The following is a 17,040-nucleotide window of genomic DNA, read 5'->3' as shown; positions in this document are numbered from 1 at the left end:
AGAGGACTCGTCGTCAACATGCATTCTCCACTTCGATGAGAAGTCTGTTAAAGATCCCTTGGAATTCCGAATACTACTTTGAGTTGAGTGTCTCTGTTCCGATTCTCGCAACCGGTTCAATCTTCTCATCGACGACCCAGTATAGCCGATCGCGAGTCGGCCCATCGTAATCGATAAGATCGTAGGCCTGGAGCTTCGGCAGCTTTCCGCGGCGCGCCCGCTTCCCGAGTGGCTGTACCGGCGACCCGGAGTACACGACTTCGGCGGCCACCTCGTAGCGATCATGCAACTTCTCACCTGTGATCTCCCCAGCGTCATGGATGATCGAGTACAGAACCTGGTGATGGTACGGGAGCGACTGCAGGTTCAACTGACGAATCCGGCGCTTCGCTCGTTCATAGGAGTCGTCGACATCGCGATCGCGAATCCGCCGGTGCCCGCGCTCGTGTGCGAGCTCGGCAGCAGCCCGCAGCGACTGAATTCCCTCGCGAGCAACGCCGGCGACCTCGTCGGCGATCGCCTCGAGCTGCGCTCGCATCACAGGGTCGCCGTGCAACCCTTGTCGTGCTCGACGCTCGAGGATATCCGCAAGCTCGTCGACACCGTACCGGTCGAGCTTGAGGTGACCCTGATCAAGACGGTGCCCGTCTGTGACGTCGAGCCGTGAGAGCCAGTCAGTTCCATCATGAACGATAGCGACGACGGTCACGTTCTCGATTGCGAGTAGCTCACTGATCGCATTCGTCTGCGGGAGGTCCTCACCTTCGTCCAGGACGATGATCGTCTCATCGGTGATCGCATCGCGAAGCTGTCGACAAGCATCGGTCGTTGGGAGTGTCTGCGGGACGTCATTCGAGCCTCGCGGGAGCTCCTCGAGAACGCACCGGAGCACGTCGCCGGTCGTTTTCCCGAGTGAGTCGACAAACACTCGCGTGATATCGGTCTGTGTCTCGAGGTGGTTGACTGCGTTCCGTGCGAGCAGTGTCTTCCCCACACCACTGGGTCCGGAAATCAGAACATCCGATGCTCGGGGGTGTGTCGTGGTAAAGCGTCGGAGTAACTGCTCGGTTTCGGCCTCCCGATGCAACGGATCTGGCGGCAAAAAAGAATCGTCAAAGACCCGTGTATCAGCGATCATACCAATCTGGTCTGTTTGATAGGTTATAAAGGCTGCTTGTAATTCCGAAAGTGAAGCGAGAAACAATGGAGTTGCAACCACTCGAGCAGGAACTGGTCTCGCCAGTAGCCAGTTTTTGAAAGCGGTGGCTGCCATCAGGTTCATGCGGGTTCCCGCCAATGTTCTCGGTCGACTAGCGATACTCTCCGCACCGAATCTCGCCAGTCGGTTCTTCTTCCCGAAGCCCGTCGTTCAAATCGACGTTTCGCTTTTGATTCCTTGGGACTCGGTGTCTGGGTCGAGTGCGTCCCGTATGTTAGGGCCCCCTGTAGAACGACACCGGGTTTCCGGTGACGATCGCCGCCGGCGCCTCGAGTTTGACGCCGTCGACCAGCTCGTGACCAACGACACACCAGTGCCCGTCGCGACGTTCCTCAACGATCCGATCGTACTCGCCGAAGCCGGCGGGTTCGAGGCGAATACGTCGCGGATTGCCCTCGCGAGGAGTGTACCGTAGCGTGATCGAGCTGTCGGCGTTCATCGCGACCACCGCGGTTCGCCCTCAACCCACATTCCGAGGACATCGTCGACGTCGTCGGGGTCGACCCACGCCGGGATCGGCTCGCGCCCTGTCTCGAACTTGGCTCGTTTGATGTGTTTGCATTCTCTCCCGCGGTACTTGTGGTCGGGACAGAGGCACCGCGCTCCGCTAGGCGCCTCGAGATCGACGATGTACTCCGACTCGCTCGTCACTTCGTACATACCCTTGGTGCCGCGGACGATCCCGACCGAGCTCATGACGGTCATGGGTTCTGTGAGAGCGCGCGCCGCGACCTCGTCGATAATCTCGATTTCGTCGGTCGTGGTTTGTGTGACTGCCATCAGCGACCCACCTCACGGGCCATCGTGGGGACTGCCGAGGCTGCCATCAACGCGAGCCCGCTACCGATCAGCGCCATCGAAACTGTCATTCGCGATCACCCTCGCCATTCTGGCCGGCGTCCTCGGGCCCAGCAACAACACGGGCCTCCTCGAGGAGCTCGATGTCACGTTGAGCCTCGATCTCGAGCTTGCGCTCGCGAGCTGGAGAGATGCCGGGGCCGCTCGGGAGCCCGTGCGGTGTCGGTTCGGAGCCGTCTGTCAGGTCGGCCGCGAACTCTTGGAGCGACTGCACCTCCTCGTCCTCGAGGTTCTCGGTACGCTCGATGAGGTCGACCATACCCTGCATATCAGAACCCCTCCGGCGCGCGGTGGGTCGTGAACGTCCAGCCTCGCTTGTGTTCGACGTACTCGCACCACGCTGCCAACGGCCGACCGTCGAGTTCTTCGACGTGCTCAGGCTCGCCGCTGACGTCGTCGGTCTCGAGGTCGAACCCCTCGCTGACGGGGAACACCTTGATCGTGTCCGTCGCGGGGTAGTGCAGGTGAGCGCTGTTCTCCTCGTCGACACCGATGACGAAGCCGATCTTCGTCACGAGCGAGTCGACCGTGTCCGCAACGTTTTCGTTCTGCTGTGTAGTAGCTGTCATTGCCTTATCCAGGCACGGGGTCGGTGCTCTAACACCGGCCTCAGATTTTCCGAGGCGTCCCGTACTCTACTACAGTGTACGAGCTACGACATTATAAAACTATGCACACTGCACACTCATAGTCGAATTGCATTGTGCGAATGTTTATTGCAGTTGCGAGCCTATTTGTCGTATGGCACTGTCACAACAGCCAGACATGGATGCCGACCGACTCACTCGGACGGATCGTGCGATTCTGGATACGCTGAAGGCTGGCCGCGGCGGCGACGATCCCTGGGGGATCGCGACGAAAGGCTATCTCGTCGACGAGACAGAGTTCTCGAGAAACAGCGTCTACCAGCGCCTCGAAGTCCTCGAGGGCCATGGTCATGTTCGACTCATCCACGAGCCGACGCGTCTGTTCGCGTTCGTCGACGATCCTCGAGAGGGCGGTGATTCTAATGACTGACTTGCCTGCCGATCACGACGAGCTCGATAACGTTAGCCCGCAGGCGGTCCTCGAGGATCCAAAGGGTTGTACCGTCGGGCAGCTCGAAGCGGCGCTGGACACGCTCGATGACGACGAACGGAGGGGATGGTTCGATGACCACCCAAATGTCTACGAGGACCTGGTAGGGCCCTGGAGCAACATACTAGACGGAATCGTCAAAGTACTCAGACAGGAACAGGGGAACCGCCAGCGCCTCGAGTTCGAGATCGACGAGGGGATCTACCAGAACACGACGATCCACACATCCAACGGCGAGACACACCCCGCCGGCGAAGTGTATCTCTGGGCGAAGCACCTCGATGGGACCTACAACGTCGACATCAAGCAGCGTAGCGTCCCATCGGAGGTCGACTTGGAGGAGTGCGAGCTCGAGATCCGATCTGACAACGGTGTCCCGCTGCTCCGGGGGGTGATCGTCGACGAGCCGAACGAAACGCTGGGAAACTCGCTGTGTCTGAAGCTCGATCCGAGTGGTTGCGACCGGTGACTGACTGCCGTCGATGTGGAACCAAGACGTCGAGACGGACGCTCGAAGACGATCCGCTGTGCAAGGGCTGTGCCGAGTGGCGCGAAGAGCAACAGCAGCCCCGCGACGTCGATCAGCACTCGCTCGGGGTGTGGGATTCCTAGCCCCTACACCCCGTATGCAAAGTGAAAACATACCTTCAATTTCTATCTGGAAGGCCGACGTGGTCGGCGGCCAACCACTGCGCTATATTGGATACTGCGGCAAGTTCACTTACGACCGTCACGTCTTACGAGCGGCATGAGGGATAACCTGACCGCCAGCAGCCGCTCCTTGAGAATCCAGGTGGTTTGTATTGTACGGTTACCTAACTCAAGACAACACTGGACACGTTCGATGACGATGGACAGATAGTGTCTCTAAGGACAGAAAACCAAAATACTACCCGCTTACCGCTTAGATAGATCCCTATTGTGGAACGAGGAGGGTTTCTACATCTTTCTCAACAGAACCGGCACTGTGCTCTATCTGGACCTCAATCAATCCGGACCGGATCTCGTTTCCTGAATACTTGAGCCGTATATTGTAACGTGCGGCGGAATCAGGTCTCCCCTCTGGCTTGACCTCACCCTCATTCACTATTTCATCAGCAAACTCTTGACCATCATATTTTGCTATCACCTCTTCAGGAAGATCTACCCTTAGTGTGTATTTGTGAATGTCTCTGCCTTGATTCTCTACTTTGACAAAAAGGGGTTCACTCTCTTGGAAAACTGAGAAGATCTTGAGCTCAGTCGGCGCGATTTTGATATTGAGGTCTCTAAGGGTTTGGAGTGGTGATTGAATCTTGCGCCGATATGGGATCCCCATTGCTCCAACAGTTACCATTGGGAGGCCGTACAGTATAAGAATTTTCCCCATTTCACAAGAGGCAGAAAACGGCACAGGAAAAACAAAGACTGGAGATTCTGTCCCACAATATGAGAAATAAACAAAAAAGAGTGCGGAGACTGTGTGTAGCACAAAAAATAGGAATCCTGCAGTGATTGCCCCCCAAATCCATCTTGTCTCTCTGCGGAGCCAAGCAATCCAGTTAATATCTACATCGATAGCTTCACCAAATGTATAATATACATTAAATAATACAAAGTGTATGGATATTAGTAGTAAAAAACCAAATCCTATCCATTGGTTGATAAATGGTTTAATCTGATCTGCAGATATTATTCCTAAAACTGCAACTGTGAGTGATATTAAATATTGAATTTCGAATTGGTGGTCCCGTCCCATTATATTTAGTCGACTATAAAGTAGTGTTTGTATTTCTCGTATAAGTAGTTGTAAAATTCAAATACAAGTCCAATATCGCCCGTTGCACCACCTTTTTTCCTGACTTTCACTCTTCCAAGATTCTCATTATATCCTGCTTGGAAAGCAAAGTATGTCCCCTCATATAGAATTTCACCTTCAATTTGGACTATCTTACCATCCCGGCTATTAATGAAATGTTCCACATCCTTGTGGGTGAAGATATCAGATCTACCGCCGATTCGGACATCTTTGACTTCTGCCCCATCAACTAGAATTTTAACAGTGTCGATAGTGATAACGTCAAGGTCTATATTTGAGTCGACCAGAGAACTCTGTTCTTGATCCCTCTGCTCTTCCAGATCCTCCTCTAGTTCCTTTACAAACTCTTCGACTTGATCGTTTGCATACGAATTGTCGACTGACTGATGGCCAACTTCTTCTAACTGTAAACCCTTATCTTCTAGTGCGGATACAAGGCCGCGAGCCTTGCCGTAAATATCTGTCTGGATGAATACCCGGTTTGTTTTAAGATCGATTCTAAATCCGGTATCATATAGAGTCTTTCTGGGCCGAAGTTCATTAAGAGGATCAAGAGTATAATTTATTGTTTGAGTCCAATATGTAGCTGCAATCTCGTTGGAGCTGTGGTTGTTGATTTCGAACCCTTCATCAATTAGGTTGTTATCATCATCGAACGAAACCTCTTCAGTCAGAAACCTTTCTGCTAATTCTTCATCCAAATCCCGACTGGTGAGTTGCTCTATGGATTCTATGTCAGCAATATAATACCCAAGTGGCTCTGTTTCTCTCTCTATGTCGGCGATTCGATCTAAGAGGTCATCAAACTCATCTACCGTCCAACGATCAGTGAGAATCGCATCTATTAACTCGCTTGACGAGCGACTCCTGACGCCCAGACCTCGCTCTTCAATAATTTTCCGCAGTTCTTGGATAGGAAGCATTTGAAGAGCAGTCTCAAGCCTTTCTTTCTCAATGGATGTATCTGTCACAAGCCATAGTGGATCACCATTAATAATAAAAGCAACTAATATAATCTATCATATGGAGAAGAACTCAGTTAATTAAAATATTCAGATATTTACTAAATTATTCATGGTCTAATAGATTGCTCAATTGAGTTGGAAGTTCTTTCTACTCATTTTCAAGGAATATTAATAGCCGTTTGTACAGAAGAAATAGATGCAATCAGTTCACTGAGCATCCGGGCGAGTACCAATGCGAGGACTGGCACGATACGGAAGCCGGTCGGCAGGCTCGTCGCAATCGCGACAGCGAGGACGACGAGAAGTAGCGTCGCCACTACTTATTAACGAGTTGTAGACGCACCACTCCAAAACCGCCGGAGCGACACTATCATCGCGAGAGAAACAGCTACTCGAGCACGGGGCAGTTGTCGCCCGTCCAGACACTGAATCGACGGACGTACTTGCTCTGCTCCTTTGGGCTACCCCACCGACCGCCGAAGTAGAAGTGCCAGCGCCACTCGTGGACGCCCTTGTGTCCGTGATCCTCGTCGGCGAACTGGTAGTCGTCACGATCGTGACGAGGGCGACGAGAAGTGACCGCAGCTTTATATACGAAGCCGCGGCCAGCATCAGCGATGCCTCTACACGATCGCGAGGACGACCTGCTGATCGCCGTCGCACTGACCCGCTTCTCGGTTGACGTCGAGTAGGCCGATCCCGAGCTCGCCGAACAGGCCTGGCAACTCGCCGCCGATAGACTACTCGAGTACGACCCCGAACCCGACGAAATAGGCCGTAAGGTGTAGATCTCGGTAATCATCGTACCACTGTATTAGTAGAATTCCATAACAATCATGTGCCGACAGTAGCATTCTGATAGCTTCCATGACACAGGAGTTAGGCAAACTCGCACGAGAACTGTCCACCCCGTATTATGAAGAGGCACTTCCAGCACACGACCGGTATCACGCGAATCGAGTTCGGGATCTTGCGATACGGCTAGCAAACGAATGCGAGGAGCCCGTTGACAAAGCCGTTCTCTCTGCTGCAGCGTGGCTTCACGATGTCGGCCGCCCTCGAGAGCGCATCGGAGAGATCGACCACCACGACAGATGGGGCGCAGCAGAAGCGAGAGAACTCCTCGAAAGCGAAGCGGTACCACCGAACCAAATCGAATCAATCACACACTGTATTCAAGCACACAGTATTCGATCGAGTTCTCCAGAACCAGAGATGCTCGAGGCGAAATTGCTCTTTGATGCAGATAAGCTGGAAGCTGCTGGTGCCCGTGGAATCGTTCGATTAGCCTGTATTGTAGGTGAACGCTCCGGCAAAGCAGGCGAAAAATACGCTGTGATCGATAGTTCGTCGACGTCTGGAATAGAGACCTCGGGAGTCCCAGATATAGCGCTCCTTCAGGAGTGGGCGAGGGAACGTCTGGATAGACTGTATACCTCGCCTGGCCGCCGACTTGGGGAATCGCGATGGGAGTTTATGGAAGAGTTCTTCACCCAGTTCACTGCGGAATTAGGGGTAGAGCAGTAATCACGCAACTTCGGACTCCGACGCGCTTGCGAGGACGATCTCCTCACCACTTTGCACTGACTCGCTTGTCCACCGACTAAACCCAGAACTCGCTGCCAACCGGCTTCTAAAGTATAGCCTCGAGACACACGACCGAATCTAGTTTCCTACGGGCATCCGCCAGAATGCCCTCCGGGATCATCCCAGCTAACGTTGTCGAGATAGGGTTGAATCTCATCAAACTGTGACCCCTTCTTGATGATCCCTTGCTTACGGTCCCACTCCACGAAATCTAGGTCATGGAGTTTCGGGAGGTGATTGTGAACCAGTGCTATTTTTTGCACCCGGAGCTGTTCTTCGGCGTTATCCGGCTCGGTGAGAGCGGCAACCTGAACCGGCCGATTCCGATCGTTGAGGGTCTCCAATACCTGGCACCGAGTAGTATTGGATAAGGTCTCTGAGACCTTATCTTCCATAATCTATCATCCACTATTGGCGCCGACTGATTTACTGCCCATAGACAGATAACATCAAAGCTTGATTGTGCGTCCACTATGCTTACTTTCGGCAATTACTCCCCAATTCATTGGACAACCATAGTAGGTAGTGTACACTTATGTTCAAGTCAGCCACCAGTACCAGCGATATCTCTACATGATTGTGTAGACGGAACGGCGAAAGTAGCGTCGCTACTAGTTGCCCGTAAAGGTAATCTAAAGCGATAGTTACAAAAGGCGACCTATGAGGTCTGAGAGGGGCCCTAAAGCAAGGTGCATCGGAAGGATATAATATGATGAGTCACGATATCTGAACAAACATTTTGGGTGACTATATGACTAACGACGAACAGCAGGTCTGGACTGCCTCATGTCGGTCAGGAGGGCAGACGCAACTCCATACTTCACCCAACTGCGCGGCGCTACAGAAGGCAAACGAGATTTATGGTCCAAAGCCGCGGTCAGTGTATTCTAGCGATAGCGAACTTTGCTCCATTTGCACTGGAGAAGGCAAAAATCAGGGTGGTTGGACCGCTATTCACAGGAAATTGGCTAATCCTGAGTTCGGTCCAGAAGACATTGGATTAGACTAATGTTCTCAAAACTTTAGTCGTGGGCTTTACGCTGTATCTGTAATTCTGCACCGTTAGATCGAACAGGAGAGTTCAGGGGACTGACTCTCCTGAATGTCCACGATTCGGATATCGGCGCGGTTCGTGAGTGGAGATGTTCCGCTACACGATTGAGTTCGGACAGCCGCACCGACAGCCCGCTAGTTCTGGACGAGACTATAATGATCTTCCGGAATAGATTGGGCCACTACCAAGCTGTTCCACCTCTCAGTAATCGTCGTTCTCGAGTAAGAATTATCCGTGAAAAATGGCGAAAGAATCGCACCACGATCCTAATTCCCTGTTGTGGTGAAATGATCGGAGGCACCAAGGCTGTTAATAATTGACACTATCGGATGTCTCAGGTGCCAACCGATCATCTACAATGAGTAATTCTATACACTAATAGTTTTCTGTTATAATATATGTTGTAAAGTAAGTCAGTAAATTACTGTTATAGCTATCTTCGTACGCTTAACATATATACAGTTCGAAATCATAGACCAGACTGATTACTTATATCTAGGCAACACGTGTACAATTTTCTCCGGGAGGAAACCAGTCTACCATATCCACAGAAGATAGTGGGCGGTGGTACAGGCTAACCCACCATCCGATGGGTGACAGGTGCGGACCAGCGGTGGCCGGCGGCGCTTTGCTCGTCGATCAGTCCTACAGAGGAACTCATTCCTGCCGACCGGCCACCTAGTATTCTATCCCCTTCTACTAATAATTTTATACTCCACCACTTCCAAAATACAGTTGTCTCAATCGTATTGATTTTGTGAAATATATTCGAATCGAAGATCAAGTTGACTTACTCGAGGTCCTCAAGCTCGGGGCAGTTGTCCCCCGTCCAGACTCCGAATCGACGAACGTACTTGCTCTGCTCCTTCGGGCTGCCCCACCGACCGCCGAAGTAGAAGTGCCAGCGCCACTCGTGGACGCCCTTGTAGCCGTGATCCTCGTCGACGAACTGGTAGTCGTCGCGATCGAACGCCTTGCGGGCGTTGATCCATGCCGCGATCCGCGAGTCGAACTCACCGGGCTCGCCCATCTCGTAGCGTTCGTCGATCGTCACCCACTCGCCCTTGTTTGCGCCACGCTTCCACGAGTGCATGTGACCGTAGTCCTTCGAGGCACCGGTTACATCGTAGACCTGCTTCCCGAGCGGGATGTCTGACCCGTCCTCGGTCGCATCGTTCGGTCCGTGGGTTGTCGCATACCCACGGGCTGACCACGCCTCACCGGGGTTGTGACTTCCGCCAGCCGCGCCACCGCCTCGGTGATCAGCAGGGCCGGGAAGCTTCGTCCCACCGTGGTTCATGCTCTGGTGGAACTCGAAGTGCGTTGGGAAGTAGATCTGATACCGGAAGTGGACGACATCCGGCTCGTGCCCGACCAGATCCTCGAGCTCCCAGCGGGTTTCGACGGAATAGTGCTCTGGCTTCCCCTCCTGGCAGTCGATGCTCGCGACCGGACGCATTCCTCCAGCCGGATCATCCGCAATGCTGGCGTTCTCATCAGACGCGACCTCGGATAGCTCGATGTTACGGTAGTCGGGTTCGGACTCGTCGATCCCCTCAGCGAGGCTCCCGCGAATCCGATCGATGTTGTAGACGTAGTTCTCAGTCTGCGAGTCGTCGCTGGGCGAGTAGCTCCCGTTGATGACCGTCAGGCCATCACCCTCGTAAGGACAGCTCGCCTCGGCGCGGTAACGAACGTACTGCTCACCCTCGCCGTCGAGCAGGATCCGATACTCCTGGCCCGCGGAGAAGTCGTACTCGATCGCAACCCAGTCGCCGTGGTCGAGACCAGCTGTCTGCTTGGTGGCAAGCGGGGTCTCCTCGTCGTCGTAGACGTGGATCGCAGTGATGACCTTCGCCCCGTCGTGGCGATCGCCACCCAGCCGGACCTCGAGCGCCTTGAGATCTCGATCGGGAACAATCGCCACGCCGCAGAGATTACTATGTCCCGTCTGACCCTGGCCGTCCTCGGGGAGATCGATCACCTCGAACTGAGGCTCGGGCTCTGACTCTGGAGTTCCTTCGTCGCCGAGCTCGACGCGGGGCTCGAGATCATGGTACTCGCGGTAGACGACCGTGATGCCGACGACGGCCAGCAGCACTGCCAGCACGAGCCCATGCGTCCGCGAGAGGTAGGCGTTGGCTTGGACGCCGACCCAGTGCCCGCTGCGGCGGCGACGCTAACGACACTCGCGATCCACCAGTTGATCTCGCCCGAGCGCGCGTAGATGAGACTGCCAAGCACTGCACCGATTGTAAAGATGGCACTTGAGGTGCCTGCGACCTCGGCGCTTGAGAGCGACGTCATGAGGTAGAGCCCGGTGACGATGAGGATACCGCCGGGTCCAATCGTAGCAACGATAATCCCGCCAAGAAGGCTAGGGCGACCAGCGCGACCAACACTTCGGTAGCGACGACCACGTGTCTCGGACGAGCGTACTCGCTACGTACGGGTAGGGGTTAGCCTTGCCTGACAACGATCTAGCGTTCCCCGTCCCGCCAAGTGGTGTCCTTAAGTCGAGATAACATGTAGCAGTCATGCGTGAGTGGCGATCGAACCAATGTGGACGATCTGATGAATCGTGGTCAAAGAGAACCTCCTGTTGGTGCTGGAAGCTGCACTTGATCCCTCGGCATGGCGGCCTTGATGTCGCGCTTCTCTAACGCGAGCAGTAGTCTGAGTTAGAGGTCGATATACTGTGATTCCCACTCACGGCGCTTCTGAATGGCTTCGTCTCCTGCATCGGTGAGAGCGTAGTAGTTCGTTCGTCGATCGAGTTCGCCTTTCTCGACGAGTTCCTTATTGACAAGGGAATCGAGATTCGGGTACAGCCGTCCGTGATTAATTTCGGCGCTGTAGTAGATATCAATCTCATTTTTTATGTCCTGCCCGGATGGTTGATCAGCATCTGCGATGACGTATAGGAGGTCTCGCTGGAAACCTGTGAGGTCGTCCATAGTGACCTATTCTTGATTCTTAATATTGTTATTACTCACGTATACAGTTACCAGTCTTGAGCTATAACCTCGTAAGGGACGGTATTCTTCCGTTTAGCTCCGGTTCGAAAGCGGTTGATCAATGTTACAATTGCACGAGTCTTGTTAACACCTATGTACTTCCTCAAGATAATGACTGAAGCACAACTGTTGGGAAAGGCTGTGCGAGTGAGGAGGATGGGAGTGGCAGAAGGGCCATCAGGTGGGGCTAGTACCGGTGGCCCGATTAAATGGACACGGTTGTTTTCTTGTCGCGTTGGATGGTACGCGACACCCAAGATTTGGGGTGGACCATTATCAATCTCATGGTAGATCCCTAACTCCGTGAATTACATTATGCGTAGGAAGAAGTGGGTAGAGGTCCTCTCAAGCGGAAGTGAGTAGCTGGTATCTCTTTATCACACTTCTTCACTAGATCCGTTCATACTGCTACTACTTCTTGACAGCTTGAGTGACAGACGACCATTTCAGACTGACTCACTCGGCGATCTCGTGAGAGGTGTGGCCGACGTATCGAAGTTTGTGGGTCCAAACGGCAACGTCGTACTGCACTCGAAGAATGAGCGTCTCGCCGTCGTCATCGAATGTGAGACCGAACGGCAGTCGATGGTGTGAAACTTGGTCTAAAGACACTGGTTGATATCACACTTCGCCTGCTTGACCTGTGTGGATTTTATCGATCATTCGATCTGCCAAATTTGGATTTCCCAGTTCGGATGATCAGTCGTTGCTTGAATCCTTAGGCTTCCTTCTACCTCGACATTGTTGGCATCTGCTTCTTCTAAGATCGTTCGGAGAGCAGAACGAAGCGATTCAGTGTTATCGATTGACTTATTATTTTCCATGAATTATCTCACAGGTCAACTGGACTGCTGCTCTACGTTCCTTCTACATGAGAGATATGAACGGAGTTGGCAGTCACTGTTACGCGGTATGTTGTATAGGTGAATTCGAGAGACACTTCGTCTTGATTCGCCTCATCACTGGAGTGGAGATGAAAGAGAGTATTCAGGGCATCAGGATCAATATATTCGTAGAGGGGATCCAACTCACATGGATCACAATTTGACGCCTCTGCAACAGCAGTTATGACTGTCTGGCTGACGGGGTCATCCTCACGACAAGTATACTGAACAGGGGAATCTATACTCGACATCCATTTCCTATTGAGTGCTCCATACGTGTGAGTCTCCGTAGTCAGTAGCTACGTGTTTAAGTGGTATCCCGTTCAGACGAGAAGTGATCATTGAGTTCTTCAGCGTCTGAACGAACCGTCTGTTCAATGAGTGTGTCTAGTGCTCGTCGTAGACGCCGCCCAAGTGCAGATGAGGTAACCTCGGCCTCTTCAGCTAACTCTTCAAGCGTAATACAGCGTGGTTGATCAAAGTAGCCGTGTTCATGTGCTCGAACGAGTATCTCATACTGAGCAGGAGTTAATCCGAACCGTTCAGCCGGCTCATCAGGCTCTTCTTGATAGAGACGGTGAAGGCGAAATGGAATTCCTTCCTCTTCACACGCTTGACGGTACGCTTTGAGCGCCTCCAGAGTTGGGATGCGAGCACGAAAGCGGGTCTCTTCAGATGTAGTTGTAACGTCGAGATAGACCATATCATGTTCAGCCGCTTTTGGATACAATAACTCCTGTACAGCGTCTTCGGGATACGTCACACGGTATAAACGACGATCGTCAAGCTCAGTAAGACAGGTATACTCTTTGGTAGTTGGGTCAGCTTGGAGAGCTGATTCGAAAGTCTCGAAATCGTCGCCAGAAGCCCAGAAAACGTGCTTTCCCTCTCCCGACTGTGTTAGATGAATGTCTTCAGTGTAAAACACCATCTCTGGGGCTGCTTCGGCTTCTCTCATGAGTGGAGAGACAATGCTGAACTCAGCGATCAAACTCATTTTTCACCCCTTGCAGCTGAACTATATAATCTAGTACATTAATTACTCTATCTAGAGCTGGTAACAACACCCGGCTACGTTTTCCTTGTTCAGTACCGATTGACTCCATCAGGCCCTCACTCAGCAGATGTTCTTTTGTCATAAGGACTCCTAACAGGGTGCATCACACCAGAGGTATTGAATCCTCAGTCGATCACATCGGCTTAGAGAGAACGTTTGCTTGGTTAGGTTATACACCCTCGAGGGTGTCATAGGCGCTTCCCATGGTGTTGATTTCATCCTTTCCTATAGTGAATACGTAGCGGGATCAAGCCCATTGGCGGTCTCCCGATAGGAGCGGCCGGCGTCCCTCAGCTCGAGAACCCGAACGGCGACATCGAACTTCGCTCTAGGAACGAGGCGTTCGCCGGCGTCGTCGAATGTGTGCCCGTAGGATGGCCGTCCCTGATAGTCGCCTTTCTCGAGGCGCCGCTCAGTCTCTCGTTTCGCCCGTTCGATCTCTTTGCGCTTCCCGACGTCGTCACTCGCGGCCATGGCGGCCTCGATAGCGAGTTTGTAGTCGGACGTATCCACAAGGCCACGTTCGACCGAATGGAGGTCGACGCCGCTCTCATCTACCGAGAGCAGTAGTCTGATCCGGTCGTTCTGATCCCTCGAGAGGCGAGACAAGTCCCGATCGACGACAGCCGAGACGTCGTCCTCCCGAACGAGGCACTAGAGCTCGTCGTACTTCTCGCAGGTCTCGTTGAAGCCACTGGTTCCGGTCTCTTCGTTCAGGATCCCGAGGAGTTCGAGGTCTCGGTCAGCACAGTACTCCCGACTGTCTCGCTTCTGAACCGTGATCGAGTGGTCAGATTCTTGTGAGAGCCGCACATATCCAAGTGCGAGGACGTCGTCTGATTCCAGTGGTGGGGACTTCTGGACGTAGACGACGCCCTCGCTGTTTCCGATCATGGGTTATCCTCACTGTTGTCGTGAACGGTGATCTCCAGTTTGTTACTCGCGCCGCCGACCTTCCACTCGAGGGAGGTCTCTCGATCCGTGTCGAAGAACTCGGCGAGATCTTTCGGAATCGTAGTCTGGTACTGTTTCCAGTGGTAGTCGTCGCCGTTGGGGTTAGTCGTCGTCGACTCAGTCACGGAGAGGGTCGTTTCTGGTATTTCTGATTTAACCTTATACGAGTGTATAAAATAATGGTTACAGACGAGAAAAATCAGGTGTCCCAGAAAGGGGGTTTCTGGGACAGTCGTCTATTAGATCAGAGCGTGTCATACAATAGCCCTCAACCGACATCATCTATCTCCCTGCGACAACCGAGGCCGATATCTACGTCAACGTCACAATCACGTTTCAACTACTGTCGTGGTACTGATTGTGGTTGTTCAGGATGTGGGTGACGTCGACTGGCTCGGATCGACGCAATATCTCTCTGAGTCAGGGATCAACGTACTGTGATTCCCACTCACGGCGCTCCTGAATGGCTGTATTCCCTTCATCAGTGATCGCATAGTAGTTCGTTCGTCGGTCGAGTTCTCCCTTCTCGACGAATCCCTTGTTGACGAGGGTGTCGAGATTGGGATACAGTCGTCCGTGATTGATGTCGCTACTATAGTACGACTCAACCTCGTCTTTGATGTCCTGACCCGATGGCTGATCAGCGCCTGCAATGACATATAGCAAGTCTCGCTGGAATCCCGTAAGATCCTCCATGATGACTCATATTTCTAATCATCTCTTGTTATCTCTACGGATGTAACACTCACTACTAAATCATAATTCAAGAATGAGAGTACCTGTTGCTTAGCTATGATATTCACAACGCTGATAACGATTGGATTGCTACTCGGAATTGGAATGGATTATACAATACTCCAAACAGAACTTCCAACGAGTGCTAATGAGGTCGTCTCTCAATACGGCCCAGCAGTCATTAGTGTTATAACGACTGTTCTACTGTTTCTCGTGATGTTTACTCTGACATACATCATTGGCAAGAAGGTGGTTGTCAGGGCTACTCGCCAGTCATTGNTAACGACTGTTCTACTGTTTCTCGTGATGTTTACTCTGACATACATCATTGGCAAGAAGGTGGTTGTCAGGGCTACTCGCCAGTCATTGCAATCACGCGGGCTCAAGGCGGGACTTGTGAGCTTAGCAGTGAGTGTTGTCAGTATTCTCGTGCTGATCGCAGCAGTCTCAGTAGCTGCCACGGTTGCAGGCTTTGGTGCGGTACTGACCGCGTTTGCGACTCTGTCTGGTGCATTAGCACTTGGCCTGAGCTTTGCAGCACAAGACTTGCTCAGCAATTTTGCGTCTGGGATATTCATTATTAAAGACGAACCGTTCAAGGTCGGTGATTGGATTGAGTGGGATGGCAATGAAGGAATCGTGAAAGCAGTCAACCTTCGTGTTACGCAGTTAGAGACTTTCGATAACGAATTAGTGACTGTTCCAAATAATCAGTTAGCGAACGCTGTTTTGGTCAACCACGTCGCAAACGAGTCACTGCGCGTCTCNTTCGATAACGAATTAGTGACTGTTCCAAATAATCAGTTAGCGAACGCTGTTTTGGTCAACCACGTCGCAAACGAGTCACTGCGCGTCTCTTGTGATTTTGGTATTGGGTACGACGATGATATTACGATCGCACGAGAAGCGATAATCGATGTGGCTTCGAACTTGGAGGGAGTTCTTGCAGATCCTGAACCAACTGCGCCAGTCACGTCGCTTGGGAACTCAGCAGTTGTACTGACAGGGCGTGTGTGGATTTCTCCTCGAGAACACAGTGCTGTTGCAATCAAAGCAGCGTTCCGGGAAGCTGTCAAACGCCGGTTTGACGAGGAGGGCATCGACATGCCGTATCCTCATACGGAATTGACTGGCGGNATTCTCACTACCGAGGGTATCAGAGAAGTCTACCCATAGGCACCGTATATTTGAGGAACACCCGTAGGAATGAAAGTGAGACTACTTCTGGATTCGTCACTCAGGGGATTTGATTCGGTGTAGTAGGTTTCCTCACTGTTTGAATCTCATCTGGCGGCTCGAGAGCGGTATATCAGACTGTGGGGCTACCTACTAGCACGTGTTACGAAAGGGTGAGTTCATGTCTCTATCTTAAATTCGTGATGACGAGTTTTGATCCGTCCGCGTAGATTAGTTGTCCGAAAACGCGGAGACCTGGGAAGGCCTCCAACGAAGGTAGACGGTGGGGGAGTGAGGTCTGCTCTGGACCTATGGGTCTTGGTGACCTGCCTTGGATAGTGGGGGTCTCCAATGGCGAGGATCGTTTCCTCGCATCTTGGNTTGGGTTGCAAATAGCGTTAAGGGATGACAATCACTGCAGCCTCTCACTCGCATGCCCAACCTGGTGTTTGAAGAATTGGACGATCGCTCCCCAGGACCCACCACTGTAGCTCCACGCACACTTTGAGCAACCCACGATTGCTGCATCGTCCGTACTCGTCCTCTTTGCTGGCTCGTATTCGTTGGTCCGCGTCATTACCCATATCTCAGTGACACTTTCTATACTAATAATGGTTATTTGTCGGCAGAAATCACCAGACGAACTCAAAGAGAGAGAG

The 17,040-nt window shown here is 52.4% G+C and carries 19 protein-coding genes and 2 pseudogenes; 4 read left to right on the top strand and 17 right to left on the bottom strand.

Features of this window, described 5'->3' with window-relative positions; genetic code table 11:
• Positions 1–73 precede the first annotated feature (73 nt).
• From C492_RS15955 to C492_RS15935, 5 genes are all read right to left on the bottom strand, one after another.
• A complete protein-coding gene (locus C492_RS15955; protein ID WP_008425525.1) occupies positions 74–1,138 on the bottom strand; it encodes a Cdc6/Cdc18 family protein in 1,065 nt (354 codons plus the stop codon).
• Positions 1,139–1,433: 295 nt separating this feature from the next.
• A complete protein-coding gene (locus tag C492_RS15950) occupies positions 1,434–1,658 on the bottom strand; it encodes a hypothetical protein (protein ID WP_152424933.1) in 225 nt (74 codons plus the stop codon).
• The gene (locus C492_RS15945; RefSeq protein ID WP_008425521.1) at positions 1,655–1,999 is read right to left on the bottom strand and encodes a hypothetical protein; all 345 of its coding nucleotides are present in this window, start codon (positions 1,997–1,999) and stop codon (positions 1,655–1,657) included. The genes C492_RS15950 and C492_RS15945 overlap by 4 nt, the downstream gene beginning before the upstream one ends.
• An 85-nt stretch (positions 2,000–2,084) precedes the next feature.
• Entirely contained in the window at positions 2,085–2,345 is a 261-nt protein-coding gene (locus C492_RS15940; protein ID WP_008425519.1) for a hypothetical protein, read from the bottom strand.
• Between the two features lies 1 nt (position 2,346).
• The gene (locus C492_RS15935; protein ID WP_008425518.1) at positions 2,347–2,646 is read right to left on the bottom strand and encodes a hypothetical protein; all 300 of its coding nucleotides are present in this window, start codon (positions 2,644–2,646) and stop codon (positions 2,347–2,349) included.
• Positions 2,647–2,818: 172 nt separating this feature from the next.
• Between C492_RS15935 and C492_RS23160 the strand changes: the two genes are divergently transcribed.
• Together C492_RS23160 and C492_RS15925 are read left to right on the top strand one after the other, a co-directional pair.
• Positions 2,819–3,094 (top strand): ArsR family transcriptional regulator, encoded by a 276-nt coding sequence (locus tag C492_RS23160; protein WP_239643454.1) that lies wholly within the window; start codon positions 2,819–2,821, stop codon positions 3,092–3,094.
• Positions 3,009–3,623: a hypothetical protein gene (locus C492_RS15925; RefSeq protein ID WP_008425513.1), complete on the top strand. Its 615-nt coding sequence runs from the start codon at positions 3,009–3,011 to the stop codon at positions 3,621–3,623. The genes C492_RS23160 and C492_RS15925 overlap by 86 nt, the downstream gene beginning before the upstream one ends.
• Positions 3,624–4,070: 447 nt before the next feature.
• Here C492_RS15925 and C492_RS23870 read toward each other — a convergent pair whose 3' ends face one another.
• Both C492_RS23870 and C492_RS15915 read right to left on the bottom strand, forming a co-directional pair.
• Positions 4,071–4,892 (bottom strand): hypothetical protein, encoded by an 822-nt coding sequence (locus tag C492_RS23870; RefSeq protein WP_152424931.1) that lies wholly within the window; start codon positions 4,890–4,892, stop codon positions 4,071–4,073.
• Positions 4,893–4,897: 5 nt separating this feature from the next.
• Positions 4,898–5,923: a hypothetical protein gene (locus tag C492_RS15915; RefSeq protein WP_152424930.1), complete on the bottom strand. Its 1,026-nt coding sequence runs from the start codon at positions 5,921–5,923 to the stop codon at positions 4,898–4,900.
• A gap of 861 nt (positions 5,924–6,784) precedes the next feature.
• On the opposite strand from C492_RS15915, the gene C492_RS15910 reads away from it, so the two are divergent.
• On the top strand, positions 6,785–7,444 hold the full coding sequence (locus C492_RS15910; protein WP_049893134.1) for an HD domain-containing protein: 660 nt from the start codon (positions 6,785–6,787) through the stop codon (positions 7,442–7,444).
• A 146-nt stretch (positions 7,445–7,590) separates the two neighbouring features.
• Here the strand turns inward: C492_RS15910 and C492_RS26090 are convergent, their stop codons facing one another.
• The 10 genes and pseudogenes from C492_RS26090 to C492_RS15880 all read right to left on the bottom strand — a co-directional run bounded on the left by C492_RS26090 (position 7,591) and on the right by C492_RS15880 (position 15,166).
• Positions 7,591–7,899, bottom strand: a complete 309-nt coding sequence (locus tag C492_RS26090) for a DUF7344 domain-containing protein (protein ID WP_449289510.1) — start codon at positions 7,897–7,899, stop codon at positions 7,591–7,593.
• Between the two features lie 1,449 nt (positions 7,900–9,348).
• Positions 9,349–10,668: a polysaccharide lyase gene (locus C492_RS25430; protein ID WP_239643453.1), complete on the bottom strand. Its 1,320-nt coding sequence runs from the start codon at positions 10,666–10,668 to the stop codon at positions 9,349–9,351.
• A gap of 107 nt (positions 10,669–10,775) precedes the next feature.
• Positions 10,776–10,907: pseudogene (locus C492_RS25425) on the bottom strand (sulfite exporter TauE/SafE family protein); the annotation flags it as partial.
• A 332-nt stretch (positions 10,908–11,239) separates the two neighbouring features.
• Positions 11,240–11,515 (bottom strand): PadR family transcriptional regulator, encoded by a 276-nt coding sequence (locus tag C492_RS15900; protein WP_008425502.1) that lies wholly within the window; start codon positions 11,513–11,515, stop codon positions 11,240–11,242.
• 916 nt (positions 11,516–12,431) lie between these two features.
• Positions 12,432–12,710: a HalOD1 output domain-containing protein gene (locus C492_RS23150; RefSeq protein WP_083898865.1), complete on the bottom strand. Its 279-nt coding sequence runs from the start codon at positions 12,708–12,710 to the stop codon at positions 12,432–12,434.
• A gap of 56 nt (positions 12,711–12,766) precedes the next feature.
• Complete coding sequence (locus tag C492_RS23145; protein WP_204365618.1) at positions 12,767–13,450, bottom strand: helix-turn-helix domain-containing protein; 684 nt, start codon at positions 13,448–13,450, stop codon at positions 12,767–12,769.
• A gap of 291 nt (positions 13,451–13,741) precedes the next feature.
• Positions 13,742–14,152, bottom strand: a pseudogene (locus tag C492_RS15895) (recombinase family protein); the annotation flags it as partial.
• An 18-nt stretch (positions 14,153–14,170) separates the two neighbouring features.
• Entirely contained in the window at positions 14,171–14,410 is a 240-nt protein-coding gene (locus C492_RS15890) for a recombinase family protein (RefSeq protein WP_008425495.1), read from the bottom strand.
• Positions 14,407–14,595: a hypothetical protein gene (locus C492_RS15885; protein ID WP_008425492.1), complete on the bottom strand. Its 189-nt coding sequence runs from the start codon at positions 14,593–14,595 to the stop codon at positions 14,407–14,409. Before C492_RS15885 ends, C492_RS15890 begins: the two co-directional genes overlap by 4 nt.
• Positions 14,596–14,890: 295 nt before the next feature.
• Positions 14,891–15,166, bottom strand: a complete 276-nt coding sequence (locus tag C492_RS15880; RefSeq protein ID WP_008425490.1) for a PadR family transcriptional regulator — start codon at positions 15,164–15,166, stop codon at positions 14,891–14,893.
• A gap of 255 nt (positions 15,167–15,421) precedes the next feature.
• Here C492_RS15880 and C492_RS15875 point away from each other — a divergent pair, with 255 nt between their 5' ends.
• A complete protein-coding gene (locus tag C492_RS15875) occupies positions 15,422–16,381 on the top strand; it encodes a mechanosensitive ion channel family protein (protein ID WP_008425488.1) in 960 nt (319 codons plus the stop codon).
• Positions 16,382–17,040: the final 659 nt, after the last annotated feature.

It is taken from the genome of Natronococcus jeotgali DSM 18795, assembly GCF_000337695.1.
GTDB lineage: Archaea > Halobacteriota > Halobacteria > Halobacteriales > Natrialbaceae > Natronococcus > Natronococcus jeotgali.
The sequence above is the reverse complement of the archived record's forward strand: the minus strand, read 5'-3'. Positions and strand labels throughout refer to the sequence as shown.